Source organism: Candidatus Midichloria mitochondrii IricVA (genome assembly GCF_000219355.1).
Lineage (GTDB): Bacteria > Pseudomonadota > Alphaproteobacteria > Rickettsiales > Midichloriaceae > Midichloria > Midichloria mitochondrii.
On the sequence record NC_015722.1, the window covers coordinates 360,321 to 386,672 of the forward strand.

General features: G+C 35.5%; 26 protein-coding genes, 2 tRNA genes and 2 pseudogenes. 15 read left to right on the forward strand and 15 right to left on the reverse strand.

The annotated features are described in order from the left end of the window. Window positions 1-234 precede the first annotated feature (234 nt). A complete protein-coding gene (locus MIDI_RS01945; protein ID WP_013950910.1) occupies window positions 235-816 on the reverse strand; it encodes a ribonuclease HII in 582 nt (193 codons plus the stop codon). A gap of 72 nt (window positions 817-888) precedes the next feature. Between MIDI_RS01945 and MIDI_RS01950 the strand changes: the two genes are divergently transcribed. The 4 genes from MIDI_RS01950 (at window position 889) to MIDI_RS08460 (ending at window position 4,038) form a co-directional block, all read left to right on the forward strand. Then, window positions 889-2,583, forward strand: coding sequence for a protein-disulfide reductase DsbD family protein (locus tag MIDI_RS01950; RefSeq protein WP_013950911.1), 1,695 nt, complete (start codon window positions 889-891; stop codon window positions 2,581-2,583). 474 nt (window positions 2,584-3,057) lie between these two features. Then, window positions 3,058-3,375 carry a hypothetical protein gene (locus tag MIDI_RS09235; protein ID WP_237697404.1) on the forward strand — a complete coding sequence of 106 codons (318 nt, stop codon included), beginning with the start codon at window positions 3,058-3,060 and terminating at the stop codon, window positions 3,373-3,375. Next, window positions 3,275-3,604 carry a transposase gene (locus tag MIDI_RS01955; protein ID WP_013950912.1) on the forward strand — a complete coding sequence of 110 codons (330 nt, stop codon included), beginning with the start codon at window positions 3,275-3,277 and terminating at the stop codon, window positions 3,602-3,604. The genes MIDI_RS09235 and MIDI_RS01955 overlap by 101 nt, the downstream gene beginning before the upstream one ends. Beyond that, complete coding sequence (locus MIDI_RS08460; RefSeq protein ID WP_041185368.1) at window positions 3,601-4,038, forward strand: hypothetical protein; 438 nt, start codon at window positions 3,601-3,603, stop codon at window positions 4,036-4,038. The genes MIDI_RS01955 and MIDI_RS08460 overlap by 4 nt, the downstream gene beginning before the upstream one ends. 445 nt (window positions 4,039-4,483) lie before the next feature. Here MIDI_RS08460 and MIDI_RS01965 read toward each other — a convergent pair whose 3' ends face one another. From MIDI_RS01965 to MIDI_RS01980, 4 genes are all read right to left on the reverse strand, one after another. Next, window positions 4,484-5,053, reverse strand: coding sequence for a hypothetical protein (locus MIDI_RS01965; RefSeq protein WP_013950913.1), 570 nt, complete (start codon window positions 5,051-5,053; stop codon window positions 4,484-4,486). Window positions 5,054-5,235: 182 nt separating this feature from the next. Continuing rightward, entirely contained in the window at window positions 5,236-5,661 is a 426-nt protein-coding gene (locus MIDI_RS01970; protein ID WP_013950914.1) for a 6-pyruvoyl trahydropterin synthase family protein, read from the reverse strand. Window position 5,662: 1 nt separating this feature from the next. Further along, a complete protein-coding gene (locus tag MIDI_RS01975) occupies window positions 5,663-5,986 on the reverse strand; it encodes a cell division protein ZapA (RefSeq protein WP_013950915.1) in 324 nt (107 codons plus the stop codon). Beyond that, window positions 5,986-6,273, reverse strand: a complete 288-nt coding sequence (locus tag MIDI_RS01980; RefSeq protein WP_237697405.1) for a hypothetical protein — start codon at window positions 6,271-6,273, stop codon at window positions 5,986-5,988. The genes MIDI_RS01975 and MIDI_RS01980 overlap by 1 nt, the downstream gene beginning before the upstream one ends. A 126-nt stretch (window positions 6,274-6,399) precedes the next feature. On the opposite strand from MIDI_RS01980, the gene MIDI_RS01985 reads away from it, so the two are divergent. From MIDI_RS01985 to MIDI_RS06235, 4 genes are read left to right on the forward strand one after another with little or no spacing between them, the layout of a single operon-like run. Further along, window positions 6,400-6,693 (forward strand): hypothetical protein, encoded by a 294-nt coding sequence (locus tag MIDI_RS01985; RefSeq protein WP_041185369.1) that lies wholly within the window; start codon window positions 6,400-6,402, stop codon window positions 6,691-6,693. Continuing rightward, window positions 6,659-7,426, forward strand: coding sequence for a twin-arginine translocase subunit TatC (tatC, locus tag MIDI_RS01990; RefSeq protein WP_013950917.1), 768 nt, complete (start codon window positions 6,659-6,661; stop codon window positions 7,424-7,426). Before MIDI_RS01985 ends, tatC begins: the two co-directional genes overlap by 35 nt. Then, entirely contained in the window at window positions 7,404-8,684 is a 1,281-nt protein-coding gene (gene serS / locus MIDI_RS01995; RefSeq protein WP_013950918.1) for a serine--tRNA ligase, read from the forward strand. Before tatC ends, serS begins: the two co-directional genes overlap by 23 nt. Further along, the gene (locus MIDI_RS06235) at window positions 8,677-9,249 is read left to right on the forward strand and encodes an RDD family protein (protein WP_013950919.1); all 573 of its coding nucleotides are present in this window, start codon (window positions 8,677-8,679) and stop codon (window positions 9,247-9,249) included. Before serS ends, MIDI_RS06235 begins: the two co-directional genes overlap by 8 nt. 21 nt (window positions 9,250-9,270) lie before the next feature. Here MIDI_RS06235 and MIDI_RS02005 read toward each other — a convergent pair whose 3' ends face one another. The 6 genes and pseudogenes from MIDI_RS02005 to MIDI_RS02020 form a co-directional block, all read right to left on the reverse strand. Further along, a complete protein-coding gene (locus tag MIDI_RS02005; protein WP_148234098.1) occupies window positions 9,271-11,928 on the reverse strand; it encodes an AsmA family protein in 2,658 nt (885 codons plus the stop codon). Between the two features lie 285 nt (window positions 11,929-12,213). Beyond that, window positions 12,214-12,425: pseudogene (locus MIDI_RS10155) on the reverse strand (peptidylprolyl isomerase). A gap of 89 nt (window positions 12,426-12,514) precedes the next feature. Then, window positions 12,515-12,640, reverse strand: a pseudogene (locus tag MIDI_RS10160) (peptidylprolyl isomerase); the annotation flags it as partial. Window positions 12,641-13,215: 575 nt separating this feature from the next. Then, window positions 13,216-13,344 (reverse strand): hypothetical protein, encoded by a 129-nt coding sequence (locus MIDI_RS09685; protein WP_272940948.1) that lies wholly within the window; start codon window positions 13,342-13,344, stop codon window positions 13,216-13,218. A gap of 660 nt (window positions 13,345-14,004) precedes the next feature. Further along, complete coding sequence (gene der, locus MIDI_RS02015) at window positions 14,005-15,351, reverse strand: ribosome biogenesis GTPase Der (protein WP_013950922.1); 1,347 nt, start codon at window positions 15,349-15,351, stop codon at window positions 14,005-14,007. A gap of 16 nt (window positions 15,352-15,367) precedes the next feature. Further along, on the reverse strand, window positions 15,368-15,937 hold the full coding sequence (locus tag MIDI_RS02020) for a carboxymuconolactone decarboxylase family protein (RefSeq protein ID WP_013950923.1): 570 nt from the start codon (window positions 15,935-15,937) through the stop codon (window positions 15,368-15,370). 199 nt (window positions 15,938-16,136) lie between these two features. Here MIDI_RS02020 and MIDI_RS02025 point away from each other — a divergent pair, with 199 nt between their 5' ends. After that, on the forward strand, window positions 16,137-17,330 hold the full coding sequence (locus tag MIDI_RS02025) for an acyl-CoA desaturase (protein WP_013950924.1): 1,194 nt from the start codon (window positions 16,137-16,139) through the stop codon (window positions 17,328-17,330). A 386-nt stretch (window positions 17,331-17,716) separates the two neighbouring features. On the opposite strand, the gene MIDI_RS08465 is transcribed toward MIDI_RS02025, so the two are convergent. Then, window positions 17,717-17,869, reverse strand: coding sequence for a hypothetical protein (locus MIDI_RS08465; protein WP_013950925.1), 153 nt, complete (start codon window positions 17,867-17,869; stop codon window positions 17,717-17,719). A gap of 87 nt (window positions 17,870-17,956) precedes the next feature. Then, window positions 17,957-19,609 (reverse strand): ArnT family glycosyltransferase, encoded by a 1,653-nt coding sequence (locus MIDI_RS02035; RefSeq protein WP_013950926.1) that lies wholly within the window; start codon window positions 19,607-19,609, stop codon window positions 17,957-17,959. Window positions 19,610-19,671: 62 nt separating this feature from the next. Between MIDI_RS02035 and MIDI_RS02040 the strand changes: the two genes are divergently transcribed. The 6 genes from MIDI_RS02040 (at window position 19,672) to ribF (ending at window position 24,565) form a co-directional block, all read left to right on the forward strand. After that, window positions 19,672-19,743 (forward strand) — tRNA-Cys (locus tag MIDI_RS02040). A 177-nt stretch (window positions 19,744-19,920) separates the two neighbouring features. Continuing rightward, window positions 19,921-21,528, forward strand: a complete 1,608-nt coding sequence (fliF, locus tag MIDI_RS02045; protein ID WP_013950927.1) for a flagellar basal-body MS-ring/collar protein FliF — start codon at window positions 19,921-19,923, stop codon at window positions 21,526-21,528. Between the two features lie 8 nt (window positions 21,529-21,536). After that, window positions 21,537-22,532: a flagellar motor switch protein FliG gene (locus MIDI_RS02050; protein ID WP_160162205.1), complete on the forward strand. Its 996-nt coding sequence runs from the start codon at window positions 21,537-21,539 to the stop codon at window positions 22,530-22,532. Window positions 22,533-22,542: 10 nt separating this feature from the next. After that, the gene (locus MIDI_RS02055; protein WP_013950929.1) at window positions 22,543-23,238 is read left to right on the forward strand and encodes a FliH/SctL family protein; all 696 of its coding nucleotides are present in this window, start codon (window positions 22,543-22,545) and stop codon (window positions 23,236-23,238) included. Window positions 23,239-23,254: 16 nt separating this feature from the next. After that, on the forward strand, window positions 23,255-23,539 hold the full coding sequence (fliN, locus tag MIDI_RS02060) for a flagellar motor switch protein FliN (protein ID WP_013950930.1): 285 nt from the start codon (window positions 23,255-23,257) through the stop codon (window positions 23,537-23,539). 33 nt (window positions 23,540-23,572) lie between these two features. Beyond that, window positions 23,573-24,565, forward strand: coding sequence for a riboflavin biosynthesis protein RibF (gene ribF / locus MIDI_RS02065; protein WP_052567669.1), 993 nt, complete (start codon window positions 23,573-23,575; stop codon window positions 24,563-24,565). Between the two features lie 89 nt (window positions 24,566-24,654). Here the strand turns inward: ribF and rpoN are convergent, their stop codons facing one another. Together rpoN and MIDI_RS02075 are read right to left on the reverse strand one after the other, a co-directional pair. Beyond that, window positions 24,655-25,956, reverse strand: coding sequence for an RNA polymerase factor sigma-54 (gene rpoN, locus MIDI_RS02070; protein WP_041185372.1), 1,302 nt, complete (start codon window positions 25,954-25,956; stop codon window positions 24,655-24,657). A 95-nt stretch (window positions 25,957-26,051) separates the two neighbouring features. Continuing rightward, window positions 26,052-26,126, reverse strand: a tRNA-Thr gene (locus MIDI_RS02075). Window positions 26,127-26,352: the final 226 nt, after the last annotated feature.

Here is a 26,352-nt window from a genome sequence, read left to right on the forward strand (position 1 = left end):
CTATAGTACTAAGTATGCTTCTCTAACTTAAGGAACTAGATGGGCTCACTCCGAATCGAGCTTACACTAAAAAACAATGGCTTCTCTTCTGCTCCTTAGCAAGCTTCGCTTGTTAAAGAAGGGCACCGTCAAAAAAAAGCAAACGAGCCCCTTTTCTTTCGTAGATCATCTCTTAATATCTTGCTGAAGGAAGAGCACATACTACAAGCAGAGCGATGATGTACCAAACGCTAATCAATTTACTATAAATTTCCTACAAAATAGATCTCTATGAAGGTTTGATATCCCATGTTCCCTTATTGCTTTGATATGATTTTTTGTGCCGTATCCTTTGTTTTCATGCCAGCAATAATAGGGATATTGGTGGTGCAGTTCTCTCATAAGATTATCTCTATAGCTTTTAGCGATAATAGAGGCCGCAGCTATGGACCTACATATTACATCGCCATCAATTAAAAGCTCTACTGTTTTTCCAAGCTCTATCGACTCCTTAAAAGGATTTTGGTTACCGTCAATTCTTATAAGGTGGTAATTTTGCTCTATTCCAGCTATAGCCCGACGCATCGCAAGCATTGTTGCTTGTAATATATTTAATTCATTTATCTCCGCAACTGAAGCCATTCCTATTGCATAGGCAGAATACTTTTTAATTTCATTAGCAATAGAGCCAATTTTATTTTTTGGAATTTTTTTTGAATCTTTGATTAATATATTTTCATGTCCATCAAATAAAATAACTGCTGCGGCCACAACTGGCCCAGCAAGTGGTCCTCGTCCTACTTCATCAACTCCTAAAATTATCTTTTTCTCCGTCATATTTTGGCGCTATGGTTGAACTTTTTAAGTAATAGTTTATGATATAATTCACATAAAGCTTACCCTATTGAAATGCTACATAAAAAATTTATATTGTTTTTTGTATATTTGTTTTTATTTAATGACTTTTGTTATGCTAAAGATGCGCCAGAGCTGGTTTCTCAAAAAGAACAGCTGAAGGAGCCCGTACGCTTTGAGTTGTCACAAGAAAAAGATAAGCTACTCATTGATCTAATAATAGAAGACGGCTACCACATATATTCTAATAAAAAAGGAGATATAGGCTACCCATTTCAGTTAACTCTTACTAATATAAGCAATTTAGCTAACTACAAAGTTTTCTTTCCGGTGGGGCTTAGCCTAAAAAATGATCCACATCAAAATATTAGTTACGTTTACGAGAAAAACACTAGGATTGTTATAGAACTAGTCCCTCTTGATCCACAAAAACTTATAGAAGTGCAATTAGATTTAGAATATGGGGCATGTAAAGATTTTTGCGCAATATTTAGTAAACAAATTGATTATACATTTGAATCACAACTTGCTCAAAAATCCACTACTACCTACCTAAATGAATTACTTTTCATGGTAATATTTGGCATGATAGGAGGGTTATTCTTAAATTTTATGCCCTGTGTTCTTCCCGTACTTTCATTAAAAATTTTCGGCATAATAAGAAGTAAAAAATTTGCTAATACCAAAACAGAACTATTATGTACTATAGCTGGCATAATCAGTGCATTTGTAGTGCTTGCTGCCGTAGTTGTATCTTTGAGAAATTTAGGACGTTCGGTTGGTTGGGGTATGCATTTTCATGAACCAATATTTTTGATGGCACTAGTTATTATATTGATGCTCTTTGCCAATAATCTATGGGGAAATTTTGCAGTTAATCTTAAAGTCTCAAATAAAATTTTAGATAAACTGGTCAATATCAGCGAGAAAAACTGGCGCTATTTAAGTAGCTTTGCTTCAGGGGTTTTAACTACATTACTTGCAACACCGTGCGCTGCACCTTACATATCAACTTCAGTCGCTTTTGCTATTACCCAAAAATCATATGCGATTTTTATAATTTACTTAAGTATTGGTCTTGGTATGGCGCTGCCCTATATTCTAATGATCACTGCTCCTAATATACTAAAAATTTTTCCAAAACCTGGCGTTTGGACGCTAAAATTACAAAAGGTTATGGCGCTCTGTCTAGTAGCCACCACTCTTTGGCTCTTATATATTCTTTTTTATCAGCTGACCCTTAAAAGCTTTTTGTTATTCATTGCCATACTTGTTACTACTAGATTTATCCTCTCTAATACTAGAGATACGAGAAGTTTAATAGTAATAGCTACAGTATTAGCAGTCTCTTCAATTGCCACTCCTCTATTAATTAATAAGCTTGAAACAAACCAGAACTTAGAATCAGATGCAAGATGGAGCCCTTATGATAGTCATACTCTATCCCACCTATTGGAAGAAAATAGAATTGTGTTATTGGATGTGACTGCCTCATGGTGTGTGAATTGTCATTATAATAAGTATTTTGTATTGGAACAGGAAGGCTTAATTGATTTCTTAGAAAGGCGCAACGTAGTTTTAATGCGGGTTGACTATACTAAAAAATCAGAAGAAACTGCGCAATTAATCAAAGAACATAACCGCGTTGGCATACCGTTAAATATAGTATATTGTCCAAAAACTAAAATAATTCTGCCAGAAATTTTATCGCAAAAAGATATCGTAAACGCGGTCAATCAGTGTAATTGAAAGAGATATATACTTCTTTAACTTTGAATAGTTGAAAAGGCTTATTCCAAAGCCTCTTACCGCTCCGAGAGCAATTGGCGGCCTTTTTTAGGACGCTGGCGCGGGGGGGGGGGCGCCAATCAACTCTTTTGCAGTGAGAGGCAAGTTCTATTTTTTCAATTCTTCATTTATAAGCAGTATACCTCCTTACTAAATTAAGGTTATTTTGCTGAAAATTGGCGGCCCTAAAAATTTTACGTTGCATTGCTAATGAAGTGCATTATAGTCCCGATACAGTAGCGCCCTAACGAAGGAAGGAAAAAATGAGCGATATTTTTGCATTGGCTTCTAATTAACCCCAGTTTGAGGTAAGTTTTAAAGAAATTATCTGATATGGCTTCAAAGAGGCTGTGTAACCATTAAGTTTCTCTCAATTTCACGATAAATAAGGAAAGTGGTTTCCCTAGTAGAAATATTTTGTTTGATTGATGATTTTTGCAAGCGACAACTCACGTACCAAAGATCCTTAAGAAACTCGCAGAGACAAAGGGAACGAGAGTCTGGGATGATGCTTTCCGAAGTTATAACGATCCTCGTTTTGTTTCATTTGAGGGCATTACCGGATTCAAAGATTTTTACCTAAACTGTGTTCAAATCTCTCTCAGAGAGGAATTGCCAAAGCTTGTCAGCTACAATCGCTTTGTTGAGCTGGATGCGAGACGCGGTCATTCCGTTGGTCATTCTGCTGAATTGCTGCAAAGGGAAACAAACAGGTACGTTGACTCAACAAAAAGCTGGAAGGTTTTGTCATAACTTACGTATTAGCCGTAATAAGGTCCTTAAAGGCGTCGCTCAGCGTGGGAAACGTCGACCCGGATGGTTCTTTGGCCTCAATGATCAAGGAGAGATTATGTCATTCACACTGACTTCGGGTAATACAGATGATCGAGCCGTTGTCGAGAAACTGACTCAATATTTGACAGGCCTTCTATTCGGAGATCGGTGGTATATAAGCAAAAACACTGAGCAATCAAGGTATTGAGCTCATCACACGGCTTAAGAAAACAAAACCCGCTTGCGGCTTTTAAACAACTGCTTCTTGCAGGGCGTGGATTGATTGAAACAGCCATCGGACAATTGAAAGAGATTTGCCAAATCCAGCGCCACGGCATCGCTCGCCAAACAATTTCTTGGCAGACCTCTTTCTCAGGGCTCTTGGCTTATGTCTTCAAACCCAATATATCTCATGGAAAAATAGGCTCACGGGCATACTCCTTACGTCAAACTGAGATTAAACACTATGAAAAACCGCCTGCGTTTGAAACGGTTTATCAGAGCTGGGACTGTGCGATTAAAACTTCTAGGCTTAATAATTATAGTGTAGTACAACTTGGGGGAGTATATAATGCAAATTACTATTTAATTGATGTGCTACGAGAGAGAGATTGGATTATCCATCTCTTAGAAAGGTTATAATCAATAGTGCTAGCAATTTTAAGCCAAACGCAGTAATAGTTGAGGACAAGGGCGAGCGGCTAACAGGTTGTTCAAGAAAACACCACAGCAATCGGCCTTAATATTATTAAATATACCCCTAAGTTCGATAAAACTACTAGATTAATAATAAACTCCAATATATTTGAAAGTGGTAGAATATATTTACCTATGAATCCAAAACTGGCTTGTAGATTTTATCGGAGAATTATAAGCTTTTCCAAATTGTGAGCACGATGACCAGGTTGATTCCTTAACGCAATTTCTTGAGTGGATTGAAAGTAGATAAAAAAACGTAGAAAATTACCAGATCGGAAGATTGTAGGTAAGAAATCATATTTAGGCTACTAAAAAATGATAGTAGCCTAAATTGCTTAGATAGATAAATTTATAGCTGTGGATATAAATTTCATATAAGAGTGGTTTTTTAAGCTATTACCCAATCTGAATCTAAGTTTGAATGTCCAGCTTCCCAGAAATAGTCTTCACTCCTAAAAGCTGATGAACATGACTGGTAAGGGTCGTAACTGTAGACTGAAGAACCAGTTTTCTTTAAGCTAGCCGCTGTAGCGGTTTCTATATCAGCTTGAAATTTATCTTCTAAGGAAGCTGTTATGGCTGCTTGCATATCGGCCTCAAATCTTGACTCTTCCAGAGCTATATCTGCTTGTAAGTCAGCTTCAAATTGTGATTCTACTGAGGCTGCTGCTAAATCTGATTCGGGCTCTGTTTCTTTCGGCGCAGATGGTTCAGGAGCTCCACAAGCTAAACTCGGTTGAAGTTCAGATTCAGTTGGGGCAGAAGGCTTCGGCGCCTCATACGTATCTTCGCTGGTTTCTAAGTCGCCGTGGGTAGTATATAGCATTGGATTGTAATTTTCATAGGCAAAATTCTCTTGTAAGTCTGTTAAACTCGGGTATAGTTTTTGAATTCCCGAGTTGTCTTCTAAGTCGGTTTGGGTAACAGATAGCGTTGGATTATGATTGTAGTTTATCATAAATGAAACCTCCGAAATATAGTTAACAATGCAAACACTCTAGCCTATATGGCTATCATATTGATTATCATATCATAGTATGTGTTGAAATGTGCAACTTCAAGGGATAATTTTTTACACAAATGTGTATAAAAGGGTTTAATGGATTAAATTTATGACCAAAAATGCGTTGGAGAATTCTCTTATTGTTTTTCTGCTTCTGCATAGCAATTTGGTGTTTCGTAGAGCCTGATTTTTATACACTTAATTCCCGAATCTTTAAAAAGCTGGGGGCATATAACGTGAAGTAAATGCTTAGCCATATTTTCAGCGGTTGGGTTTTGGTCCATATAGTATATTGTTTGCTCAATATTACTACTGATTTGATCTCCAAGAATTTTATCAGATATATTTAAGATGGCGTTATGATCCCAATTTTTACCTACCCAGCCGCCAAGCTTTTCTTTTATATCAGAAAAATCTATAACCATGCCAATATCAGATAGCTCCTTAGCTACAAAAGTTGCTTCAACGATATATCTATGACCATGCAATTTGTAACATTTACCTTGATGCCCAACTACTCTATGTGCTGCATCAAATTCTATTTTTCTTGTGCAAGAAATCATATTATTTTGTTAAATTTTTTGCTAATTCGTTTATTTTTTCACCAACGTGGTCTAACAGCTCATAAAATGATTTAGTGAGTGCTTGGTTTTGCTCTTCTGCAACAGCTTGTGCTTTTGCGGTAAAAGCGTTTTTTGCTTTGGTTACCTCATCTTGCAGCATTAATACAGTAATTAAAATAGCCTTAATATCCGCTAAGCCTCTTAGATTTGACTTAAGATGATTGACTCTACCGTTGATTTCATCTGCTAACATTAATATCTTTTCTTTTTCTTCTGACTCAATTCGCAGAGATAAGTTTCCTATTTTCAAATCCACAATCGCCATTAACTTTTCCTCAGTAACATATTTTTGAGTTGGGTTATAGAGAGATCGACGTCATAAGACGAGTTTCTATCCAGTTGTGCTTCATGTATCGCTACATGCGTTGGACCTTTACGGGATAGTTCCTGAAGCTCTTGATTCATTATATTATTAGCATTCTTAAGTTTTTGTATCTCTTCTTTTAATGCACTATTTATGCCTAACAACTCCTCAATGCGATTAAAGGCTTCCTCTTTTTCTTCGATAGCTTGATTAACAGATTTCTCAAGACAACCTATAGCATCAAACAAACGCTCCCGAGCGCTTTTACCGCCCATAATGTTTTCTCCAGGATATTTTTGTGGTATAATTAAAACGCCTTACAGTGTACTATTCTACGATAAAATATTAATAATTACAATAAGAGTGATTTTTGAATGTTTGATATATCTCTTGCAGAGCTTGGTGTTGCTGGCATTGTTGCCGTAGTAGTTTTTGGCCCCCAGGAATGTCTCAAAGCTTTGAAGTACACGCGGTATATAGTAATAAAGTGCAAAAAAATTATTTCAAGTTGTATGTATCCTATTCAAAAAGAATTAAGGCATGTAGAAGATCATTTAATTGATCTCGAGGGCGAAATTCAACTGACCTATGATTTAGAAGAGATAGAGAAAGAATTAAATAACTTAAAAAAAGATGGCAAAAGAAAAACTCGTAAGAAAAACATTTGAAGAGCATTATCGAGATTTAAAACTTAGGGTTATTTCTGCGGTTTTATGGTTTATTCTCTGCACAATAATTTGCTTTTTTATTGCAGAAGAAATTTATAATATTTTAGTGGTTCCCCTTGCTGAAGCATTTAATTATAAAGAGGGAAGAAGATTAATCTTTACCGGACTTGCTGAAGGGCTAACTACGCATGTAAAGCTATCTTTATATGTCTGGTTTTTTTTAAGTTTTCCTTTTATTATTGCTCAAGTTTATCTATTTATTACCCCAGGTCTATATAAACGCGAAAAGATAATTTTTCTATCTTATGTAATCTCTTCTACACTGCTTTTTGGGTTGGGTATAGCCATGGTTTACTTTTTGGTGATCCCAGGTGCGTGGCGGTTTTTTCTAAGCTTTGAGAAATTTGGTTTTGACTCTAACTTACCGATTCTTCTAGAAGCTAGGATTAGTGAATACCTTGATTTGATATTAGATTTAATAATAGGTTTTGGCTTAGCATTTCAATTGCCTATCATTCTTGTTATTTTAATTAGCATGGAAGTTATTAAGGTTGGTCATTTAGTAAGATTCAGGCGTTATGCTATAGTGATTATTTTTATTATTGCAGCTATTCTTACCCCTCCGGATGTATTTAGCCAAATCACTCTTGCACTTCCGCTACTATTATTGTACGAAATCTCTATTATTTTAGGAAAGTTAATCAGAAAAAATGTGGGACGTAAAATTTATTAGGGAAAATCTAGAAAGCTTTATTGAAGGTATGCAAAAACGTGGAGAGGAAATTGATCTTGCTCAATTACTGGAATTAGACGCCTCTACCAGAAAACAAAAATCTATCCTGCAAGAATTGCAAAATAAAAGAAATCAGATCGCAAAGCAGATAGGAATATTAAAATCAAAAAACAGCCCTGTACCGGAAAGTTTATTCTCAGAAGCGGAGAGTATTAATAAAGAATCTCCAATAATTGAACAACAAATCGCAGAACTAGATTCAGCGCTACAACATTTGCTTTGTAGGTTGCCAAATAACCCAGCAACTGACGTTCCATTTGGCAAGAGTGAAGAAGATAACATAGTCATAAGGAAGGTCGGAGAGGTTAGACAATTTGATTTTATCCCTAAACAACATTTTGATATCGATAAAGGCCGGATGGATTTTGAAAGAGCGGCTGAAATTTCTGGCTCTCGGTTTGTAATTCTGAAAAATGACTTCGCACTAATGGAGAGAGCGTTAATAAATTTTATGTTAGATCATCATACTGAACAGTTTGGTTATACCGAATTTTCTTTGCCTTATATGGTAAATGCAAAGTCTATGTTTGGTACTGGTCAGCTGCCGAAATTTAGTGAGGACTCTTTTGAAACCAAAGATGGATTTAGATTGATACCAACCGCAGAAGTCCCATTAACTAATCTAGTTTCAGATCAGATAATTGAAGAAAAGCAGCTTCCTCTCAGGATGACCGCTCATACTCCATGTTTTAGATCAGAAGCTGGTAGTGCTGGTAAAGATACTAGAGGAATGTTAAGACAACATCAATTTCATAAAGTAGAATTAGTAAGCATAGTCAAACCAGAAGACTCAGAGAATGAATTGGAACGTATGACTTCAGTTGCTGAGAGTGTGTTACAAAAGTTAGAATTACCATATAGAGTTATGCTTCTATGCTCTCAGGATATGGGGTTTTCTGCAAAGAAGACTTATGACATAGAGGTCTGGTTACCAGGACAAAATTGTTATCGAGAGATTTCTAGCTGCTCTAATTGTGGCGATTTTCAAGCACGCAGAATGAAAGCACGCTACCGGGATGAAAGAAATAAACAAATCGTTACTTTACATACGCTTAATGGTTCTGCTTTGGCTGTAGGGAGAGCTATGGTGGCAATTATAGAAAATTATCAAAACGAAAATGGTGACATTATTATCCCAAAAGTGTTACAAAGTTATATGAATAATAAAACGGTAATCAAGGCTAGTAAAAATGGATGATAAGAAATTGTTAGATAACTTTGAGTATGCTTCGTTTAATCGCAGAATATTCTCTAGTACGATAGACGTTTTAATCATTGCTCTGCTGTTAACACCTATTACTAACTCATTAGATTTTTTACTGTACAACAATAAAGGGCTAGCAGTCATGATAGGCGAGTTTTTTAGGTCTAGAAATAATACTGTGAGTTCTGAAGAATTATGGCAATTTTTAAGTGAGAATCATATATTAGCCAAGTACTTTTTTGTCCAGTTTGTATTGTTTTTAATGATAGGCTTATTCTTTGTTGGTTTTTGGAACTATAAAGGTCAAACTCCTGGAAAAATGATTACAAGATGTAAAATAGCTGATGCCAGGTCTAGAGCTGTTCCAACAATGAAGCAGTGTATAATAAGGTTTTTCTCTTATGTTCCTTCAACCCTTTTATTATGCATAGGTTTTATTGTGGCCTCTTTCACTAAAAGAAAGCAAGGCTTACATGATATGATTGCAAATACTATAGTAATTCTTGATAAGAGACCGAGTGGTGATGCCAAACCTGTAGAGAAAAAGATTAACATTTAACTACTAATATCCGTGTATTGATTAATCCGCTGCGGTGGATCTCAACTCTGTTTCATTAGTAGGAGTACTGAAAGGTTCTGAGGCAGGTTGAGTCGAAGAGATGAATTTAACTACCTGGGTTATGTCGAATTCTGTATTGAGTTTTGGCATTTGGCCTATAGATTTCACATCAAAAGTTATGGGAGAATTTACTCCAATTGGAATAAAGGAATATTTTGCAATAGAATTCAGCATTTGGCTAAGCACATCGTACCTAGCAGCCATCGCCCCACTTACCCTATTGTTTGATAATTCGACATTATTAAAGCTCAATAATGAACCTTTAATGTCAATACTTCCTTTCATGTTACTAAAAAATGAGGAGCCATAGTTACTATAATAGTTTATTCTGGCTATTTTATCTGAAGCACTTAAGGTTAAATCAGGAGCTTTAGTGATCTCGTCTAAATCAAAACCAGTCCACTTAATATTTTTACCGATTATATTAACTTGTCCAAGTGATTTTTTTATCGCAGAGCTCCAAGTCTCTCCATTACTATTGATGGAACCGCTGGCACTCATATAGCCATCCATCTTATCTAGATTAGTAAAAGTTTTTAATACGAGGCCGGGGTTGACGTTATTTAATACAAACCGTAGGCTTAGTTGAGGAACATATTCTACAGCAGTGAGGCTTCCCACCCACGCGATTTCTCCATTAAAAAAATCACATTTGCTGTCTATTAGGTTTATAATTCCATTGTCAAGCTGTAGGGAAGCCTTAAGGTTTTCTATAGTATTCACTCCATCGATTATAAACGGTGAGGCCTTAAATTTTATTAAACCATCGAAATTATATAAACTAAACGTATTTACTTTGTCATAACTCTTGTCTGTTGTTAAGTCTGACATTTTAGGGAAGATTTGGTTTAAAAAATCTAAAGAGAGGTTTGAAAAATTGATTGCGGAATCTATAGCAGGCCTGAAGTTATCAAGCGATAGGGTAAAATCCGCACTCTCTAATTTAGTTTTATCTTCGGCTTCAAATGAAAGATTATTGATTGAAAACAAACCTTGGGATAACTCAAAAGAAGTAAAGAAGTCTTTCAGGATTTTTCCCTTAAATGTAGCTTTTTGTGCCATAAAGTCCAAATTGACGCTATAATCTATATATCTTAGCCACTTGTGATCATTAACATTTTTGAAATAGGTGCTACCACTTTTATCGCTGTCAGATTGAAATAGAATCTTTACCAAATTATCAAATTTATCATCAATATTAAATTTATCAAAATCTAACTCATTAAATTTTAGGGCTGATTCAACTATTTTTTTATTTTTAGCATCTTTAATTAAATTGATCCTTCCCATCATTAAAGTTGAATCGAAAGCTGCTTTGATGTTATCTAACCTGATTCTATGTGGTATGATTGAGAGATTCGCTTTCAAAAGAAATTTTGATATTTCGATGTCGGAGTCTTTACTTTTTTGTAACCATTTTATAGTGCTTGGGACGTCAGTAACTACTACCGATAAATCACCATTAAATTTGGGTCTGAAATTATTTTTAGAGTAATATCCCACGAGATCGATTTTTCCGTTTCCTGGTAAGAGACAGGATGCCTTATTAATATAAAGCTCGCCATTCATTATGTCGGCATTTAAAGCAAAATCATGGATTTCTTGGTTAAAAAGATTTATTGAACTTACATTTAACTCTATGTAAGTGGTAATTAGATTATTAAGGATAGAGTCAGAAGAATAAGAATGGTAGTCTAACAAATTAATTATTTCAGCGATTTCATCAAATTTTTCGCTTTGTAGGAAGTAGTCTAAATCCAACCTAGTAGCACTGAAGTTATAGTACCACTCGACTTTATTATCGAATAACGCCATTTCAATGAAGCCATCAAAGTCAGTAATTCCATTACCAGAAACCTTCATATTAAAAAATTTTAGAGCATTATTCTTAAAAGACGAATCAGAATTTATTATGATTTGGCGAGCTTGGAAGGCTGATACTTCTCCCTTTACCGGTTGCTTATTTTTATCTTCATTTACCTCTTCAATAGCTATTGCGAAATCCTTTAGATTATGGATGTCGAGTGTGGTTTTTCCATGGAATTCTGGATCATCATAAAGTTTATTTCCTTTACCGGATATCTCTAGGGCAAACATACTATTATCTATTTTTATCAAGGCCTCTTTGACTTTGCCTTCTGAATTTATACCGTTTAGATTTGCACTTAAATTATAAGGAGTATTGTTGAATTCTAAATTAGAGTTTAGCTTATAACTTTTGCCTAAAATTGAATTATTAAAATTTAAGTCTAGCTCTTCAATCTTTAAGCATTCTACACACTGAACTCCGAAGCTAACTTTTATATTAATTAATTTTACATCTGGAAGAGCTCCCACTAAAGCAGCACCACGTGTGGTTTTGAAATGCTCCACAAAATGCTCTAGATCGATTTTTGAATTTATTGCAGCAACACGGTATATATGACTAGCAAAGTCTTTATTAAACATTACCTTATAGCTAAGATAGATTCCTATGTCTCCTTCATATATTTGTCTATTTTTCTTATCTATAATTTTAACGTCTTTGATTTCAAGATGTGGTAACGGAAATAAAGTTGCGGTAATATCCTTTTCGATTTTTACATCAATACTGTAAGAGCCTTTAAAAAAGCTCTGCAATTCGTCTTTATACTCATTAAAAGTTAAAAAGTGAGAAAGTGCAGATAGGGTTAGCAATATAGCTAAGAGAGTACGTAATGATACTAAAAGCAATCTAACCACAATAAGTCGAAAAATTAAAATAAGTTTAATTTTTACTATATATGTTGGTGAATGCGGAGGTCAATATTAAAGCTAGTTCTAGATTCAAAAAATAATTATTTGTAATAACTGATACAATGACAATTGCGCACTACATTTATTTTTACATTCGAGTTGCTAGGTAAACAAGTGATGTCAAGCTTATTATAATCTTGCACGACAGGTTATTCTTTCTACCATATCAGGATTTTCTACTTTACAGTTTTGCTTAGTATCTCCTTTTTTGATCATATCAACAAACTCCATTCCTTTAGTAACTTTGCCAAAAGCAGTATATTGATAATCAAGATATTTAGCATCTCAAGCATTATAAAGAATTGGCCGTTGGCGCTATTAGGGTCAATATACTTAGCCATTGAAACAATTCCGCGAGTATGATTTATCTCATTAAATTCAGCAGGTAAACTTGGTTGATTACTTGCCACCAGTTCCGTCACCCTTGGGATCACCAGTTTATACCATAAAACCTCTTTACTCTGTGGAACTTTAAGCCATTATAAAAGCCTTGCGTTGAAAGCATTAAAATTCTTTCAACGTGTTTTGGGGCTTCGTTTGGGTATAATTCTATTTTGACAGGGCCATACTTGAGCTACATTATAATTTTAGGGTTCTTCTTTTGACTCATATCCTCCATCCTATGATTCTGTTGGTTGTTAGGTTCAATAGTATTCCCCGGCATTGCCTAATATTTATAGATAGGAGTTTCAAATCCAGCAAATGCCTATGGAAGAAGAGGGTGAGAGTAGCGCAAAGCATCCTCAGGGGTTTGCTATAGCGCTTCGTTCTTCGATTAAAACTAGCTAGATAATGCCTCTTAAAGAATTCTTTGATTCTACCACAATGATGTCCCAGCCTTTGTTTTGTGATGGTGCACGGAGATTTTGTAGTATTCATAAACGCTGTAATCATCTGTACATGCTCATTTATAACGTTCCTCAAAGCCTAAATGACAGGTTCAGGTGGGTTGCCTTGCTCCCGTCACCTACCTTCCAAAATCAATAATTTCACCCGCTCCTCTATCAACTGCAATCAATATAAAGGTGTACCCCACTTCCATTCTTTAGTCTTTTTTTATATATGTGCACAGCTCCTCAATCTCTAGGACCTCGATATCCTTAAGTGACTTTGTGCTGTTGCAGCTCTTATCTAACTTTTCTTGCACATAGCGTCCCCCCGTCCTTCGATCCATGAAGATATTTGGCTGTTATGGATTCCAGTCAGTCTCTCTATCATCCTAATCCCACAGTCCTCAAGGTTAGGTTTTAAGTCTATCATTCATAGTGTATTCTGCCGCTTATCACCTTCTCGGGTAATTCTTTTTGCAATTCTTGTACCTATTTACCTCTTGCTGTCCCTATACCACGCCATTCTTCACCTGCTCGCTGGAGCCGCAATATTTACACTTGATTGTCATTTCCTACTTCACCCATTCTACTATGAAGATATCATACCATCTTGTTGCCGTCTATAATTACCGGGCATTGCCTAAAAATATTATTAATAAATATTGACATAAATTAGCAATAGTTATACTCACTGTTGGATGCGCTTAAATAGGGTGCTATCTGTGATTTCTCATCAAAAACAGCCCAAAGTTTTAGAAGACAAGGTGGCTTGGCTGATAGGGAGGGCATTCTTTTCGTCTCTTAATAGTTAACAATTAGATAAGCATACTTTTTTAAGGGGTTGATTATGCGCGATATTTTTTGTATATCGCTAAGGGGGTGGTGGTGGAACTGTTTTCAAGCCTACGATAAATTGTATAGCGTTGTAAGCCAACCCCACGGCGTGGCTGTCGAACCCCTTCATTGCAGTGTAAGAGTTTGGAGGTGGTACAGATATAGATTGTGATGAACTTACTTCACCTGAATCAACATTTTGTGTTTATGATGATTTAGCAAGATTGACGTATGTGGATAAATTATCATCTAGGTTTCATCGCGCGCTAGTCTCATAAGGGTTTTTTGTTTTAGAAAATATTATTCTAATCGGAGTGCCAACAAAATTAAAGTGCTTTTGAAGATCGTGATTTAAGTAACGTTCATAATGTTTGCTGACACTCGCTGGAAAATTTACAAATACCTTAAAAGTTGGAGGTCTACTTTTAATTTGAGTAATATACTTTAATTTTATTCTACGTCCATCATTTGTAAAAGATGGTTGATGATTATGAATGGAAGCTTCAAGCCACTTATTTAACATACTTGTAGTTAGTGTTTTTTCCCAACTTTGCTTAACTTCTAAGGCTGTAGATATTATTCTTTCCACGCTAACCCCAGCTAGAGCGTTCGTATGTAATATTGGTGTATTCATAATAGCTGTTAGTGAATGGGCAAAAAGGTACTCGATATCGTCTTTTAGCTTTTTTTTATCCTTAACAAGATCATGTTTGTTAAACACTAAAAATAAACCCTTGCCTTCGTTAATAACCATTTGTGCTATGGCAAGATCTTGTTGTTCAAATCCTTGTGTTGCATCAACTATAAGGGCTACTACGTTCGCGCGTCTGATTGCGGTTATGGTTTGCGCATTTGATAATTTTTCTATTTCCTCGTGCACTTTATTTTTCTTCCTTAAGCCCGCGGTGTCAATTAAAGAAATCAGTGTATCATTAAAGTTAATATCATAACTTATAGCGTCGCGAGTGGTCCCTGCTTCTGCAGAGGTAATGCTCCTTCGAAAGCCGAGCAATTGATTAAATATCGTGGACTTTCCGGCGTTAGGTCGCCCCACAATTGCTAGTAACAGCTTTTCGTGTTGTTGTTCATCTTTGACAGATGGAAAATTTTTTAGCTCAGTGGATAGTGCGTTATATAAAACATCTAAGCCTAAAGAATGCTCAGCTGCAATATAGACTGCTTCTCCAAACCCAAAAGGCATGAAATCATTAGCAGAAAGAGCGACCTTAGATTCACTTTTATTAACAACAAGTATAACTTTTTTGTTACTCTTTCTTACCAAGCCTGCGAATTCCAGATCATCGCTGGTTAGGGGATTCTTAGCTTCGACCATAAAAATTATAATATCTGCTTCTTTTATACCTTCTTGGGTTTGACTCATCATCAAGGACTTCATTTGATGCTTTTTATGCTCATTCTCCCAACCTGCAGTATCTACAAGCAAAAAATTGAGATCGTCAAAATTGACTAAACACTCTTTACGATCCCTAGTTGTGCCGGCTGCATCTGTCACTATAGCAATTTTTCTGCCGCACAATCTATTAAATAAGGCAGACTTACCGACATTTGGCTTGCCAACTATAACAACTTTTGGATATTTCATCTTTTTAGTTTTCGTATTAGTCCATGCTTGCGTCACGGACTACGAAATCATAGCTTCTCATTCTCTCAATTTCAAGAGCATTCACTGCTGCTTGTAAGACCGATGCGATTTTCGCAACGTCGCGAATCGCGTCTTTGCTGAGTCCTGCAGCTAACATCCCTTTACTGTGTACTGCTATACAGTGCTTACATGCATTTAATATGGAAACTCCAAGGCAATATAAATCCATTTCTTCCTTGGGCACTTCAGTACTTGATAAAGAAAGCATATTTAATTCAGATTCCATATTTTCATAAGCAGAGTCCCCGGCTCTCTCTACAAATTTGTAGTAAGTGTTGGTCATGGCCATCATTGTCGCAGCAATTTTACAGGCATTCGCATCAACCTCTTCAAGATAGAGCTTGGCTTCTGCTCTTATACCATTTAAAAGCTGTTCGTGTTTTAAGGAGTAAGCTACAGCTAGCGAAACTCCATAAAGTTGCTTTTGGTCTAAAGCAACTTTATTTTCCTCAAAAATGGAAATTAGATTCCCTTTTATATCAGCTGCATAATCTGGAAGTTTTCTAATGATACCTAAAATGCTCATAAACGGTAAAAATTTGTGTTTGACTCCCAGTATTATTAAACAAAACTAATAATAAGTAAATGAGATACTCACTGTTAAAGATTGTTTTTCTTCTAGAAAAGAGTTGAGTATTCTTAATTATGTATATATTCCTTTACTTAAATGCATTAAGAGTTTATTGTGTTCCTATGTTCTCGTGAGTAAATTTTTAGGTGTTGATATGAAGGGCGATACTTCCTTAAGAATAAATTGGGTCACAACAAGCGTACTGATTTTTTATCCTTTGCTTCTTATAATTGCAGCAATAATTTATTGTGATCGATATGGCACTGGTTGGTTCGAGTGGGGAATGGCAATAGCTGCTCACTATGTTTACAATATATCGGTAGGGATAGGGTTACATAGACTCTGGGCGCATAGCGCCTATAAAACAAATAAATTTGTAGAATTCATATTAATGATAATTTCTAGTGGTACTCTGCAAGGTCCCGCTATAGCTTGGGCTTCCGATCATGCATTACATCACACCTATATGGATGAGGAATTAGATCCTCACTCTCCTTTAAAATTTAAAAATAAACTAAAAGGCTTTCTTTGGTCACATATAGGGTGGATGTTATTTGAGGATATTTCTAAAAAGCATATAGATAAGGGAACAATGAGACGCCTAGGCCGTAGTAGAATTTTGGTGTTCCAGTTGCGGCATTATTGGAAGCTAGCTTTAGGTATGAATTTAGTAGTGCCGTTTATTGTCGGGTATTTAATTGGGGGCGATTTAAAATCTGCTGTTGCTGCATACATCTTTATAGGGCTCGGCCGTGCCTTTCAGCAGCAGATGACTTTTTGCGTGAATTCGCTAACTCACGTTATAGGCAGCCAGCCATATTTGAACGGCACTCCTGGAGAAATTCCTTGGATGTTTTTCTTATTGCTTGGGGAGAATTGGCATAATTACCATCATGCATTTGCTAGAGATTATAGAAATGGTTGGAAATGGCATCAATTAGATATACATAAGTGGATTATATACCTTATGAGTAAGGTAGGTTTAGCACACGATTTGGTTGTCACTCCAAAAGAGAGAATCCTTGCCAAGCAGGCAGAAGCAAAATTAGAGTTGACTGAATTAATGAAGGATAAGCTTTCAAGCATTGAAATAGGGGCAATTGGTATAGCTGATATGGCAAGGCAACAGATTAGGAATCTAGAGAAGGGTGCAAATATGATTGCTGATAGCATTAAGGTCAAACTAGTAAATCTTGAAGAGGCCGCGGAAAATTTATTGCATAGTATAAGGGGAAAGATGCAAAATTGTTCCTTTAAATCACAGGAAAAAGTTGTGAAAGCTGCCTTAAAGAAATTGGAAGAACTTGAAGTCGTAGCCTATAAGTTAGGTTTATCTAAAGCTTCTTGATAGCTAGAGTTATCTCAGTAAGGGAGGAGCGCAGCATTAATGGAATTAGCCTTAAGGATTGGGTTTGATTCCAAACTTTAGGTGTGTGTTGCTTGTGAGTAAAGAGTTGAAAAGCTTCAGCAAAATGTCTCATTTTTGACTTATTCAAACGCTTAGTTCGAAGTTCGGCTTTGCGCATGCTCGCACGCTTATGCAGCCTCTCCTCCTAAAGCTTTTGTCTCTAATTTAATCTGGGGGCCGGGCCATATTTACCGTGGCAAATTCGCTTTATCTATAACTTTCTTGATACACATCTGCTGCTATCAACTCTTCAGGTCGACGGAGTATACTTCTTTAACTTGAAGAGTAGAAAAAATGGTTAGTAGTAATGGACTGAAAATTATCATTTAGCAAAGATGCCAATCTATCTTTATAATTAACCTCATGACATGCGCATCATCCTCTATCGAATGCTGTATAAAGAGGGATTTATCTACATAAGCATAGTTGCCGATGATAAAATTTCTAAAGTCATCTCTGCCACTATGCCTATTTCTCATGATTTTACACGCCTGAATAATTCTTGTGCCAGATTATATCGATGCCCAGATACAAGGCAGCTCTATTATTTGTCTTGCTAAGAAAATTTAAAACCTACAATTTTTTTTGTCGTAAATTATAATCGTTTCTCCGATATAAATAGGGTTAGTGCATTGATTAATTTCTCTCAAAGCCGCTTGAGTGAGAAATTTAGGGACCACTTTAGCAATAGCCAAGTATTCATGAGTTCCAAATTCTACCTTGAACTCTTTTCTATTAGCTCCAAAAAGTATTTTATAGTGTTTGATGCCATAGCAGTCTGGGTGCACTACATTGTAACTGTAAAAAACTGTTTTATCCATAATGTGGGCTGAACTTAAATAGTCTGCTAACTTTTTAGCATCTTGGCCTATGTCAAAATCCCCTTCGATCAAAATATCTTCAGGGGTACTCCCTGCCATAATATTAAAATATGATATATAGTCTTTATGGGCTATAGCGCTGGAAAGTAAGTATGAAAAAATTGCAGCTATTATAGCGAGGTTGCTTGTAAGACTTTTAAAGTGGTGCCAACAATAATCTATAAAGTGGGCATTTGTTATACACATCAACATAAATGCGGGCAGCATATGCCTTAAGCCAATATTAATGTTGGAAGCAGCGCCGATAGAATAAATTGATAAAATCAAGAGTAAAATCAAGATGGTTTGTTTATTGCTTAGCTCCATTGCAAGCCAAATACTGCCCATAAACACCAATAAAAAGGAGAGGGGAGTTTTAAAAAAGGTAGCGACGGGAAAGAAGTACCAGACTCCTTTAAAAAAAAGTATTTTGCCGAAGATGTAACCGAGGAAAGGTATTTGGTTACGCACTATTAATTCTCCTAATCCTCTAAAAAACTCTGGAAAGGGTAAAATGTTAAGGCCAAAGACCTCCTCGGTTGAAAAGTGGTATGCGCTCCAAATTACTGTAAATGCGCTAAGTATTATGATCAGTCTATTTCTCCATTCTGATAATTGTAAGCCATAAATTAATTTTTTGCTTTGTGAACCAAGGTACAATCCCGATACTGCGAAGCATAGCCAGAGAAAGATTATCGATGAGAATTTACTAATCGCAACTATACCAATCAATATACCCATAACTATGGAGTTCCTAGTAGTTGGCGCTTTTAGCCAAATTGGAATAAAATATAGGGCCCATATTAGAAATGCAGAACCAGCCATATCTGTGTTGATTATTATACAACTTGCAAGAATTATCGGCAGATTCGAATAAAAGAAAGTGGCCAAGCACGCGACTCTTGAATTGAATGCGCTGCGGCTCCATGCATATACTCCTAATCCTCCAATTACAAAGAATATTAGCGAGCTAACTCTAGCTAAGATTACCCTTTCCGTGTATTCTAACTCATTTAGGCCGCAAAAAATAGCTTTGCCTTCTTCGATTCGGCCCTCGTATTCTTTCTTATAATCTTTTGGTAAGTTCGTTGAGCAGTACTTTGTATAAAAGTCTTGGCTTAGCCTTACATTCTTGAAAATGTATAAAGGTAACGCCGATATGATTCTTGCTAAAGGCGGATGTAAGGCTTCTAGCTCGTATGTTTTATTCTCCAGCCATTCAAATCCTGTTGCTATATGTTGCAGTTCATCAATTGATACTGCGGTATCTTTGAATGATTCAAAAGCTCTGATTGTTCCAAAGCTTAAGAAGACTAGCGCAAGTAATAAAGGTAAACGTTTTTTAATTAAAAATACCATAAAATAAAATCTTGACTTATAGTGACTTTTTTATTACTCACTATCAACCATTAAAGTTTTTTGGCCGAGTAGCAAAGTGGTAATGCAATGGATTGCAAATCCCTCATGCGTCAGTTCGATTCTGACCTCGGCCTCACACAAATACCGTTCCAAAATACCTTAATATTCGTGTAATTAAATAATTATTTCGTTTTGTATACAAATTTCTTTTGCAAACAACTTAAATATGTTGTTTTATCTCCTTTAAGTAGAGTAAATTTAATTCTTAATAGAATATAAATTTTATCTGTGAACAATAAAGATAATTGGCTATGGAGTTTTTGAAAAATCTCGGAACAAAGAAATTAGTAGCTTTTATAACGGCTGCTATTGTTCTTTTTATTTCAATAATAGTACTTATATTTAGTATATCTAAGCCGAATTTGGTGCCAATGTATACTTCGTTGACTCCAGAGGACACTAGCGCTATAGTTGCAAGGCTCCAGTCTACGTCAATTCCCTATAGTGTTGAATCTGATAGCGGACAGGTAAAGGTGCCAGCGGAGAAAGTTTTAGCTTTGAGGATGAGCTTGGCTCAAGAAGGTTTGCCTTCTTCTGGTCAAGTTGCTGGATATGAGCTCTTTGATAAATCCGATGCTTTTGGAACGTCACAATTTGTTTATAATATTAACATGGTAAGGGCGCTTGAAGGAGAATTAGCAAGGACCATTTCCAGTTTAAGTCCGATTGCCTCTGCAAGAGTTCATCTAGTTTTGCCCAAAAAAGAGTTATTCTCTAAGAATGCTTCTACTCCTTCTGCTTCTATAGTGGTCAAAATGAAAGGAGCTCAGCAACTTAGCAAAGCGGAAATAGCTGCAATTGCTCATATAGTTGCTACTGCAGTTCCGGATTTGAAACTTGGTAATATTACCATAGTGGATGACAAAGGTAATCCTTTAAAGTTAAGCTCGGAGAATGGTGATTTTATGGCTGGTGGCATTATTGATAGCGCTACTGAGTATAAGATTAATATGGAAACCAGGTTAACTAAGATAATAGAAGATTTAGTTTCTAAATCGGTTGGTTTTGGTAAAGTTAAAGCTAATGTCTCTGCTGATATAGATTTTGATAGAGAAGTAATAAACTATGAAACATATGACCCAGAAGGACAGGTTATAAGATCACAGCGCACTAGTTCGGAGAATGATAAAGATAATGAAAAAATGAAAGATGTTAGCGTTGCTAACAATATTCCAAATGGTAATCAGCAGGCTCAGTTTTTTGGAAAGGAAAAGGTGCGCTCTGATAATATAACAAATTATGAGATCTCCAAAAAAGTTGGTAATAAGATTAGTGAGCAAGGTCGCATAAAGAGCCTTTCAATTGCGGTTCTTGTTGATGGTGTGTATACCAAAGATGATAAGGGGCAACTTGTATATAGTGAACGTCCAGAGGAAGAGATGACTAAATTGAAGGCCCTGGTTACTTCCGCTGTTGGTCTTGATTTAAATAGAGGAGATAAGTTGGAATTAATTAATCTAAGATTCATTAATGAGATTGAGGATACTGGTGCAGATGAGGGATTCATGGCTTGGATTAAAGGAGACGCTAAGGGTCTAATCCAGACCTTAATCGTTGGAATTGTACTGATAATCATAGTTATTATGATTTCTAGAATAGTCATGGCCAAATTAGCAAGTAGAGATCGGGATGAGGAAATGATTACAAGTTTAGAGGGTGCTGTGGCAGGAGCTGAGATGGGTACTGAAGCGAATAGAGATAATGCACAAGAGGGCGAAGAATCTACTGAGCCTAAGCCATTTGAGGTTGTCTCTGCCAATGGAGTAAAATATGCAAGTGTTGCTAAGTACTTAAATGATACGGTTGAAAATCATTTAGATGAAGCGGTGGGGGTTATAAAAAATTGGTTATATAAATAATGGAGTTTATGAAGGCGAAGTTAAGTGGAACAGATAAAGCAGCAATATTATTGCTGTCTTTAGATACTGATATAGCAGCAAGACTGATTCAGGCTCTTGAGGATTCTGAGGTACAGGAAATTTCTCAAGCTATGGCTAATTTAGGCAAAATTCCATCAGAAGTTACTGAGCAGATTGTTATTGAGTTTGCTCATCAAATGAACGAAACTCTTGCAGTTATAGGAAATTTTACCAGCACAGAGAAATTCTTACGCAAAGTGTTAAGCGATGATAAGGTCAATATGATTATTGAGGAGATCAGAGGACCTATCGGTAAAAATGTTTGGGATAAGTTGAATAAAGTCCAACCACGCATATTAGCTAATTTCTTGAAAAATGAACACCCGCAGACAGCGGCATTAATTATTAGTAAACTGCAGTCTTTTACTGGAGCTAAGGTGCTTTCAATATTGAATTCTGAATTTGTAAGTGAAATCTTAACCAGGATTTTATCTATGGAAACAGTGAAAAAGGAAGTATTGGATAACGTTGAGAAAACAATAAGACACCATTTTATTGGTGACGTTTCTAAAATTAACCAAAACGACAATAATTATATAGTAGCTGAAATTTTTAATAACTTAGATAGAAGCAATGAAGAAAGGATGATGTCAATCCTTGAAAGGCAAAGTCATGAAGTTGCTAGCAAAGTCCGTAAATTAATGTTTACTTTTGATGATTTGGTCAAGATTGAATCAAGCGGAATTCAAGAACTAATTAAAATTCTGGATAAAAGCCAGCTTGCTCTAGCGCTTAAAGAATCCTCTGATGCTATTAGGCAATTAATTTCAGCTAATATGTCACAAAGAGTGTATAAACTTTTGCTAGAGGAAATAGATAGTCTGGGGGAGGTCAAGGCAAAAGATATTGATGAAGCTAGGTCTTATATTGTTCGTACTGCAAAAGATATGATAAGAGAAGGATATATTGGCTTGGTTGAAGTTGAGGAAGAAGAGATGGTATGAGGTATTTTTTATGAAAATAGAGCAATATCCTATATTAGATTTATCAAAGTTAGAACTTGTGGAAACAGAAGCCATACCAAAATCCCAGAAAGCTGAAATAGAGATTACGGAGACAAAAGAAGAAACAGCTACCCTAGACGTTGCGGTAATTAAACGAGAAGCCTTTCTTTCAGGTAAGAATGAAGCTATGAAAGAGGTTGAATCTCAAAAGGCGATATATGATCAAAATTTATTGTCGATTATAAACTCTTTAAAGGAAAAATTTAATGGATTAAGCTCTGAACTACAAAATAGGCAAGAACTTCTAATAAATGATAGCATTGAGTTATGTATGACTATTGCAAAAAAAATAATCGAAAAATCTGTGGAAAACACCGGGCTCGATTTGATAAAAAGTTTTTTAGCTGATCAATTACCTAAGCTTTATTCTGAGAATCTAATTACCATAAAGGTTGCTCCTGAATACGTCGAAGATATAAGGCAATATATTGAGGAAGTAATACATAGAAAGAACCATACTATGGAAGTTGATATCGTTTTTGATGAGGCAATAAGTCCTGGTGACTGTGCTATTGAAGTCGATGGTAGTAAGATTAGTAGGGATTGGAGTAAATTATTAATTCAATTGGATAGATTGTTGAGCAATTATTATGCAAAAAATCTAGACAGCGAGGGTTATATAACTCATTCTATAAGTAATAATTAAAAAAGAGAGTTTAAAAATGCAAGATAATGAAAAAGAAAAAAATATTACCCAAGAAATTAATTTGCAAGCGGTATATGATATCCCTTTGCAAGTGCGAGTCGTTCTTGGGAGTACTGATTTAAAATTAAATCAAATACTGAAATTAAGCAAAGGAGAAGTAGTTGAGTTAGATAAAAAAGTTGGTGATCCAGTAGATCTATTCGTTGGTGATAGATTGGTTGCAAAAGGAGAGATAGTGCTAGTTGATAATAAAGTTGGGGTGACATTGACGGAGCTTGCCAAATCAGAACAATTGTCTTAAAAGACTGACGGTGCTTATTATTAGAGTTAAATAGTGGTTTGGATAACAGAGAAATCTGACGGTAATGCTGAGATAATAAATCTTTTGGATACTAGCTCTGGCCCCTTTTCTATAGGTCCCTCAGTTGTCGGCCTTGGAAATTTTGATGGAGTTCATTTAGGGCATCAAGAAATAGTAAAGAACTGTGTCTATTTTGCTAAAATCTTAGGTGCTAAGCCTGTTGTTGTTTCCTTTCTGCCTCATCCGGTCTCGCTTATAAGACCTGAGTCGTATTTAGGCCTTATTGAGTCTTACGAAGATAAAGTAAATAAATTGTTAAATTTGGGTATTGCAAATGTTATCAGCCTAAAATTTGATCAAGCTTTTGCTAAGCTTCCAGCTCATGAATTCATAAATTTATTATTTAAAAAATTTAATCCTAAAAAAATTATTACTGGAAGCAACTTTTTTTATGGCCATAAAAAAAGTGGTAATGTATCAACGCTGCATTTAGAGGCTTCTACATATGGTTTTTCTTATACCCCAATTCAACAGGTGTTTTTTGAGGGTATGGCTATTTCTTCTTCATTGGTAAGGGATGCCTTAAGCAAAGGTTTTATCGAAAAGGTGAAGAAGCTACTGGGAGATGCTAACTATAGTTTAAGTGGTACGGTAACTAAAGGCAGCCAAATTGCTAGTAGCAAGTTAGAAATTCCCACAGCTAATTTCGCTTGGCCTGCTGAGCTCTTTCAGGTGAAAGCAGGAGTTTACCTAAGTAAAGTCTATGTGGCAGATAACGTATTTTATTTTGGATTAACTCATATAGGGCATAGACCCTCTTTAACTGAGAATAATAGAGTTTGGGTTGAAACTCATCTTTTTGATTTTAAAGGAGATTTATATGGAGTCACGATTAAAATTGAGTTGCTTTCTTTTTTAAGACCAGAAAGGAAATTTGCTAGCTTAGAAACTCTGAAAGCCCAAATTGATGCTGATATAAGGCTGGCTAGACATCTGATAAATTTTGGCTTGGAAAGGGTGGTATAATTAATCTGCGCAATCGGTGTTATTGCTTCAGGGTAGGTATTTTATACAAATTTCAGCGGATTATAACTCTTTTTTAAGCTTTCTGTAGCCTATATCAATTCTTCATTCACTTGAAGTGTACTGCTAGGCTTTCTTCGCAGGGTATAGGCTGCTATTCCCATGCTTTCTCGGTATTTTGCAACTGTTCTTCTTGCAATTTGAATACCTTGGTTAACTAGTATACGAGTGATCTTGTCATCTGATAGAGGTTCATCTGGAGTTTCTGCTTGAATTAATTCTTTGATTTTTTGTTTAATGGCCTTATTGGCATAACTATTCTCAGAAATATTAGAGCCTATGCACGAATTAAAGAAAAATTTTACTGGATAATACTTTCCTTCAAACTCTATATACTTATTAGAAATCCTGCTAACTGTGCTTTCATTTATATTTAGAGCAGTTGCAACGTCAGCAAGAGTCATAGGTTTTAAATATGAAATCCCGTATAGGAAAAACTCATATTGATTTTTAGCAATAAACTCAACTACTTTAACTGCGGTCTCAACCCGTTGTTCAATGGCTTTGCTTGCTACTATTGCTTCTCTTTTCTGTTCCTGCAGAGCAGGATTGTTCACACTCCTGATTTCTTTATATAAACCATTTAACGAGATTAAATCCTTAATATGTTCATTCGGAATAACCACTAACTTATTGTTTTTTCTTAAGATATACACTTCAGGCATTACAAATTGCTCTATATTGTTGTTATACAAAAGACCTGGTTTAGGATTGAGGCCCCTAACTAAAGTTATCAACTGGTTAACTTGGAAAATTGGACAATTACAAATAATTGATAATTCTTTAATTTTATTGCTAGCAATTAATTGTAAGTTATTTAATAAAATTTCCATTTTTTTACTGTATATTCCTTTTTCTAAACATTGTAGGGTAAGGCACTCTTGTAAGCTATATGCGTATACGCCTGTTGGTTCAAGTTTTTGTAACTCTTTTAAAATGGAATAAGTACGAGATGGGTCGTATCCATGTATATTTGCTATCCAATTGATATCTTCTAGAAGGTAACCATTTTCGTTTAAACAATCTGTAATGGCGCTTGCGATTTCTTGATTTAAGCCGGAAAAGGTGATGTTTATTTGTTTGATTAAGTGCTCTTTTAAAGACTCTGGATAAGTGAGTACTTCTATCTCGGCATCAAAGTGTATATTGTTTGATTTTCTGGTCAAGGCTTCTATTTTCTCGTAATTTAAGTCTAAAAAAGGATTATTACTATAGTTTGCAATAATTGAATTCACTAAATCTTCGGTTTGCATAGTGAGTATTTCAAATGATTGTTTTAATTCTACTGAAATTGTTAGAATTTGAGTGGTAGATTGTAATAACCTCTGCTTCATTATCTATAAATAAAGACACTTATACCCAACTTATGCTAAATTAATTTATTTTTTATGACCAGAGTTGTTCTAAATTTTTTTAGAAATGAGATTAATGGTGCCGAATGTCTGATTTGAACAGACGACCTACCGCTTACAAGGCGGTCGCTCTGCCACTGAGCTAATCCGGCCAATTCTGATTGAAATTTCACATTATAGAGTGGATAGCATATATATTGATTATTTGCTATAAAAATTTTTTATGTTTTATTTGATAAAACACTAAGGAAAGGTTTATTTGGGGTACTAACTATCTTGATATACACTATGTCTTGTTACACTTCCTGAAATGAAAAATATATGTACTATAAGGTTTAGTTGATGTACTCATACCGTAGTTAATGAATATACTTACAT

Excerpts from the sequence above, each read along its gene's own strand:
- MIDI_RS01945 (WP_013950910.1), bottom strand. The coding sequence starts at position 816 with ATGACGGAGAAAAAGATAATTTTAGGAGTTGATGAAGTAGGACGAGGA.
- MIDI_RS01970 (WP_013950914.1), bottom strand. The coding sequence starts at position 5,661 with ATGATTTCTTGCACAAGAAAAATAGAATTTGATGCAGCACATAGAGTA.
- MIDI_RS02025 (WP_013950924.1), top strand. The coding sequence starts at position 16,137 with ATGAAGGGCGATACTTCCTTAAGAATAAATTGGGTCACAACAAGCGTA.
- rpoN (WP_041185372.1), bottom strand. The coding sequence starts at position 25,956 with ATGAAGCAGAGGTTATTACAATCTACCACTCAAATTCTAACAATTTCA.
- MIDI_RS06235 (WP_013950919.1), top strand. The coding sequence starts at position 8,677 with ATGGATGATAAGAAATTGTTAGATAACTTTGAGTATGCTTCGTTTAAT.
- MIDI_RS02035 (WP_013950926.1), bottom strand. The coding sequence starts at position 19,609 with ATGGTATTTTTAATTAAAAAACGTTTACCTTTATTACTTGCGCTAGTC.
- MIDI_RS02020 (WP_013950923.1), bottom strand. The coding sequence starts at position 15,937 with ATGAGCATTTTAGGTATCATTAGAAAACTTCCAGATTATGCAGCTGAT.
- MIDI_RS02050 (WP_160162205.1), top strand. The coding sequence starts at position 21,537 with ATGAAGGCGAAGTTAAGTGGAACAGATAAAGCAGCAATATTATTGCTG.
- serS (WP_013950918.1), top strand. The coding sequence starts at position 7,404 with ATGTGGGACGTAAAATTTATTAGGGAAAATCTAGAAAGCTTTATTGAA.
- der (WP_013950922.1), bottom strand. The coding sequence starts at position 15,351 with ATGAAATATCCAAAAGTTGTTATAGTTGGCAAGCCAAATGTCGGTAAG.
- MIDI_RS01955 (WP_013950912.1), top strand. The coding sequence starts at position 3,275 with ATGCGAGACGCGGTCATTCCGTTGGTCATTCTGCTGAATTGCTGCAAA.
- MIDI_RS08465 (WP_013950925.1), bottom strand. The coding sequence starts at position 17,869 with ATGAGAAATAGGCATAGTGGCAGAGATGACTTTAGAAATTTTATCATC.
- MIDI_RS09685 (WP_272940948.1), bottom strand. The coding sequence starts at position 13,344 with ATGATAGACTTAAAACCTAACCTTGAGGACTGTGGGATTAGGATGATA.
- fliF (WP_013950927.1), top strand. The coding sequence starts at position 19,921 with ATGGAGTTTTTGAAAAATCTCGGAACAAAGAAATTAGTAGCTTTTATA.
- MIDI_RS02055 (WP_013950929.1), top strand. The coding sequence starts at position 22,543 with ATGAAAATAGAGCAATATCCTATATTAGATTTATCAAAGTTAGAACTT.
- fliN (WP_013950930.1), top strand. The coding sequence starts at position 23,255 with ATGCAAGATAATGAAAAAGAAAAAAATATTACCCAAGAAATTAATTTG.
- tatC (WP_013950917.1), top strand. The coding sequence starts at position 6,659 with ATGGCAAAAGAAAAACTCGTAAGAAAAACATTTGAAGAGCATTATCGA.
- MIDI_RS01950 (WP_013950911.1), top strand. The coding sequence starts at position 889 with ATGCTACATAAAAAATTTATATTGTTTTTTGTATATTTGTTTTTATTT.
- MIDI_RS01985 (WP_041185369.1), top strand. The coding sequence starts at position 6,400 with ATGTTTGATATATCTCTTGCAGAGCTTGGTGTTGCTGGCATTGTTGCC.
- MIDI_RS01965 (WP_013950913.1), bottom strand. The coding sequence starts at position 5,053 with ATGATAAACTACAATCATAATCCAACGCTATCTGTTACCCAAACCGAC.
- MIDI_RS01975 (WP_013950915.1), bottom strand. The coding sequence starts at position 5,986 with ATGGCGATTGTGGATTTGAAAATAGGAAACTTATCTCTGCGAATTGAG.